Source organism: Candidatus Magnetaquicoccus inordinatus (assembly GCF_004217665.1).
Lineage (GTDB): Bacteria > Pseudomonadota > Magnetococcia > Magnetococcales > Magnetaquicoccaceae > Magnetaquicoccus > Magnetaquicoccus inordinatus.
This window is the reverse complement of record NZ_RXIU01000167.1, coordinates 1-2,931: the sequence shown is the minus strand read 5'-3', so window position 1 is coordinate 2,931 and position 2,931 is coordinate 1. Positions and strand designations below refer to the sequence as shown.

The window sequence follows — 2,931 nt, the reverse complement described above, 5'->3', positions numbered from 1 at the left end:
CAAGCCCGGAGCGCTTGCTGACCGATCTGCAACAACGTCTGCAGCAACGGCGCCATGCCGATCCCGCACACTCCTATGCAGCACGACTCCTGCAAGGCGATGAAAATCGCCTTCTGCAAAAAATCGGCGAGGAGGCCATTGAAACCCTCCTCGCCGGCAAAACAGGCTCATCACCCGCCTTGATCCAGGAGATGGCCGATCTCTGGTTTCATTGCCTGCTGTTGCTGTGTAAACATAACCTTACCGTGCAAGATATCCTCGACGAACTCAGTCGTCGTTTTAATCAAAATCAGGAGTAAAAAATGTTGTGACACTGTATGACAATATGATACAGTAAAAACCAACATAATAAACTATAAATATATGTAAAATAAACCACGCCCTCTCTCTATAATGCAAGGAAACCCGATCGTGACCTCTGAGAATCGACCGGTCATCCTGGTGGTGGATGACACCAAGACCAATCTGGATCTGTTGGTACATCTGCTTTCCGATCTCTATGAAATCAGTGTCGCCCTGGATGGAGAGAGTGCTCTGGAAATAGCCATGAGCGATTTGCCGGATTTGATTTTGCTGGACATCATGATGCCAAAAATGGATGGCTATGAAACCTGTCGCCGCCTGAAAATGCGTGCGGAAACTCGTGATATTCCAGTAATTTTTGTTACAGCACGCCGGGAAACCAGTGATGAAGCAGAAGGGTTTGCTCTGGGAGCCGTCGATTATATCACCAAACCAATCAGCCCCCCTCTGGTCAAAGCACGAATCAAAACCCATCTGCAGTTGAAACAGGCTCATGATCACGCCAAATTTGAAAATGTACGCCTGGAAGAGAAGGTCCGGCAACGCACTGCCGAACTGCAGGAGACCCAGTTGGCTATTGTGCGCAAACTGGGGCGCGCTGCCGAATTTCGTGATAACGAAACCGGCCTGCACGTCTTGCGCATGAGCCATTATGCACAACTGCTGGGGGCTGCCTGTGGCATGAGTGAAGCAGAAACCATCTTGCTGCTCAATGCCTCCCCCCTGCACGATGTGGGTAAAATTGGTATTCCCGATCATATTTTACTCAAACCGGGCAAACTGACTGAGGAGGAGTTTTTGCAGATTCGCAACCATCCCGAAATAGGTGCGGAAATTATCGGCAAAGAGGACTCCCCTCTCTTGAAAATGGCCTTTCAAATTGCCTACACCCACCATGAAAAGTGGAACGGCAGCGGCTATCCCCGTGGTTTGCAGGGAAATGATATTCCCTTGGTTGGACGCATCTCCGCTATTGCCGATGTCTTTGATGCCATTACCAGCGCCCGACCCTATAAAAAAGCCTGGCCCCTGGAAGAGGCGCTGGCCTGGCTGCAACAAGAGAGTGGCCGCCATTTTGATCCCCATCTGCTGCATCTGTTCCTGGCGGAATTGCCAAAAATACTTCTGATTAAAGAGCGCTTTAGCGAAATACATTCCTGAATTCAAACCCACCGCGGAGAAAGCGCATGTTCTGGCAGCGTCATACCATTCAGGCCAAACTGTTGATCAGCTTTATTTCCATTGCGGTGATCCTGCTGGGAATGATGCTCTCCTATTATCAGATATTGATGACAGCGCGCGATCAGGCCCAGGCAAACATGTCGCAACTTTGGCAAGAGATGGAGTTGGCAGAAAATATTTATGAGACCATGTTGCGCGTCCAAGAGTGGCAGGATTATATCAACTCCCCAAAAGTCATCGCCTTTTTGATTGCCGAGGCGCTCGCTTCCTCAGAGCAGTTCAAACTAAAAAATCAAGAGTCCGGTGATCTTGCCAGAGTGGCGGACACGGAGCAATTAATCGCCAATATCGATAATTTTCATGACTCTTTTCAGATATTGGTCCAATTATGGCTGGAAAAAGGATTGGATGAAGAGTCCGGCCTGCAAGGCGCCATGCGCCACTCCGCGCATACCCTGGAAGAGATGCTGGAACAACCTGAACAACTGCAAGCAAAAATTCCTGGTGCTGCCACCAGCTATTTGACCATTCGTCGCCATGAAAAAGATTATCTCAATCGCCGCAATGAAAAATATTTGCATCGACTGCGCGACATATTGCGGGAGTTATATGTACGCTTCAGCGCAGAAACCATCCCTGTCTCAGAACAGACTCTCCTGCAAAATGCTCTTGCCGACTATGAAAAAAATTTTTTGCGTGTGGTGCATCATAACCATTTGATCGATGAACAGACACAGATGCTTGAAGGTAAAGTCTCTGCCATCAAAAAATTGTGCATGCAGCTTATCAAGCATACCAAAGAAGAGATGACTGCCCAGTCGGCCAATACCTGGAGCAACCTGGCTCAGCAAATTGAAATCGGTTTATGGTTTTCGCTCAGCACCATCATTCTCGGCTTGGTATTGATCGGCGTGATCATCAATCGCAACCTGGTGCGCCCCTTGTTGCGCCTGCAAACGGCAGCATTGGGTATCGGCAGAGGAGAAGAGCGTATCGATTGGTCCCCTCTGCAAACCGCTGATGAAATTGGTGATCTGGTCTCAGCCTTTCGCAAAATGGTCAGCGACCTCAAAGCCTCACAACAGGAACTGGAAAATGCCCGGCAAAAAGCCGAAGTGGCCAATCAGGCCAAAGGCTTTTTCGTCGCCAATATCAGTCATGAAATTCGCACCCCCATGAATGCCATTCTCAACCTCTCGCATCTCTGTCTGCACACCCAAACCACCCCCCAACAGCAGGATTATCTGGAAAAAATTTATGGTGCCGCCAAGGCCCTGCTGCACATCATCAACGATGTGCTCGATTTTTCCAAGATTGAAGCCGGCAAAATGGCCCTGGAGATGATTCCTTTTCACCTGGACAATGTCTTGAGCGATTTGGCCACCCTGGTGATGAACAAAGCCTCGGCCAGAGAGGTGGAAATTATCTTCTCTACGGCGCGGGGTG

At 49.2% G+C, this 2,931-nt stretch carries 3 protein-coding genes; all 3 read left to right on the top strand.

Annotated elements, in window-relative coordinates; all coding sequences use genetic code 11:
- The coding region (locus EJP87_RS11570; protein ID WP_227657597.1) for a phosphoribosyl-ATP diphosphatase at positions 1-299 on the top strand (299 nt) is incomplete at its 5' end.
- Positions 300-393: 94 nt separating this feature from the next.
- Positions 394-1,464 carry an HD domain-containing phosphohydrolase gene (locus tag EJP87_RS11565; protein WP_130472033.1) on the top strand — a complete coding sequence of 357 codons (1,071 nt, stop codon included), beginning with the start codon at positions 394-396 and terminating at the stop codon, positions 1,462-1,464.
- A 26-nt stretch (positions 1,465-1,490) separates the two neighbouring features.
- Positions 1,491-2,931 (top strand): sensor histidine kinase (locus tag EJP87_RS11560; RefSeq protein WP_130472032.1); only part of this gene is annotated, 1,441 nt, incomplete at its 3' end.

What these genes read in the sequence shown, in the direction of transcription:
- EJP87_RS11565 (WP_130472033.1), top strand. Translation starts at nt 394, where the DNA reads ATGCAAGGAAACCCGATCGTGACCTCTGAGAATCGACCGGTCATCCTG.